This window comes from Novosphingobium sp. HR1a, assembly GCF_015594425.1.
Lineage (GTDB): Bacteria > Pseudomonadota > Alphaproteobacteria > Sphingomonadales > Sphingomonadaceae > Novosphingobium > Novosphingobium resinovorum_A.
Window position 1 is genome coordinate 1 of sequence record NZ_JABXWS010000032.1, and the last position, 2119, is coordinate 2119.

Here is a 2119-nt window from a genome sequence, read left to right on the forward strand (position 1 = left end):
TGCCGCCGATGCGGGCCGCGAGCGCGGAGGCCGGGGTCGCATCGAGCTGCGCGAAGTAGTTGTTGATCGCCTGCCGATAGCGCACTTCGCCTTCGGGCCGGTAACCGGGGTCGGTGACCAGCGCGGCTAGCAGCTGCAGCTGGATTTCGAGGTCGCGCGGGGTCGTCGTCACCCGCGAATCGAAGCTCGCCGCCGCGCTCGACAACCCGAGCCCGACGCTGCGCCCGGCGAGAATCGTGTCGAGCGAATCGCGGCTGTGCTTGCCGAGGCCGCCATCGTCGAGATTGGGCACCAACTGCGTCGCATGCGGGTTCTCGCGCGTGTTCAGCCGGTCGCCGCCGTCTATGGCGAGGCTCACGCGCACGCGGTCCTTCTCCAGATCGGTCTTGCGCAAGTTCAGCATGACCCCGTTGGCGAACCGCACCTCGCGGATGCCGAGGTCTTCGCGCCGGGTGTCCGACACGACCTGCCCTGCCGGGCCGAAATCGGTGTACGCGAACTGCGCGGTGTCGGCGCCGGTTTCCTTGTCGATTTTCGCGCGCATGACCTCGCGCCAGGCATCGCGCAGCGCGGTTTCGCCGCCTTCGGGCGCCTTGCGGCCCTGGAAGCGGATCAGCGGCGCGTTGAGCGTCAACGCCTCGCGCTTGAGTGCGGCGAGCACGGCGTCGGGGGTGATCTGCGGGGCGAAGCGCTCGAAGCGTTCCAGCCCCGACTGCGGGGTGGAAGGCACCATCTCGTCATCGACCAGCGAGAGCGCCAGCGCCGTCAGCATCGCATTGCTGCGCGTCGAGGCCGAGGCTGCGGCATTGACGATGCCGGTGCGCACTTGCGCCACCTGTTCGGCGACTTCGGCCGCCGAGAAGCCGTAGGCGAGGGCGCGGCGGTATTCGATTCCGGCTGCCTCCAGCCCGGCGCGCCACTTGCCGTCCACGGTGTCGATGATGATGCGGGTCGAGCGCGCCGCCTTGAACACGTCGCCGGTGCCGAAGCCCGCGCCCCGAAACGGCGGCTCGGCGCTGCGGGCGAGGCGCTGGAGGCGGCGGTTGACGATGTCGTAGCCGATCGAGCGCAGCAGTGTCTCGCGGCGCTCGGCGATCGAGTCGGGTTCGTCCTGATAAGTCCCGTTGCGCTGGACGGTGACGCGCTCGGACAAGGCCGGGTCGAGATAGACGCCGGTGCGCGCCTTGTCCTTCGCCTTGACCGGGCCGGGGAAGGGCTGGGGCTCGGCGGGCCTTGCGGTCCAGTCGTTGAAATGGCGCACGATGCCGGCCTCCACCGTAGCGACGTCGAAATCGCCGACCACGACGAGGGTGACGTGGGCGGGGACATATTCGCGCTCGTAGAAGGCGCGCAGGGATGCGGCGTCGGCGGCGTTCAGGGTTTCGACGGTGCCGATGGGGAAGCGCTGGGCGTAGAGCGACTTGGGGTAGAAGAACCGCGTCGTGTCGATGGCGTTGCGCAAGGCCCAGGAATTGCGGTCGCGCATTTCCGCCAGCACGACGCCGCGCTCGCGGTTCACCGCCTCCTGCGAGATGGTGAGGTTGCTGGCGGTCTCGCGCATCAGCATCAGCGCGGTGTCGATCAGCGCCGGGTCATTGCGCGGCAGGTCCAGCTTGTAGAGCGTGCGGTCGAAGCTGGTCGAGGCATTGGTGTCGGCGCCGAAGGCCAGCCCCTCGCGCTCCAGCAGCGGCACCATCTGGCCCTCGGGCACGCGCTGCGAGCCGTTGAAGGCCATGTGTTCGAGGAAATGCGCGAAGCCCTGTTCGGCAGGGGATTCGTCGAGCGATCCCGCCTCGACGTCCATGCGCACGATCGCGGTTCCGGCGGGCGTCGCGTTGTGGCGGACGATGTAGCGCATGCCGTTGGCGAGGCGGCCGAAGCGGAAATCGGGATCGACCGGGATGTCGCTGCGGTCGAAGGCCCAGACAGCCTCTTGGGCGGGTTTGTCCTTTGCAGCCAGTGGCATGGGAGCCAGTGCGACAAGGAGCGCGATCAGGGAAACTCTCATCGCCTTGAGGAGTGCCAAGGCCGGAAGGCGAAGGCAAGTACGTTCCTCCCTGTCGCGCAGCGATGGGGAGGGGGACCGCCGCCGCAGGCGGTGGTGGAGGGGTTTGGAAGG

Annotated in this window: 1 protein-coding gene; it reads right to left on the reverse strand. The window is 68.6% G+C overall.

The window, feature by feature from the left end; translation table 11 throughout:
• Nucleotides 1-2008: M16 family metallopeptidase (locus tag HWN72_RS06275; protein WP_211149978.1), on the reverse strand; the 2008-nt coding region annotated here is incomplete at its 3' end.
• Nucleotides 2009-2119 lie beyond the last annotated feature (111 nt).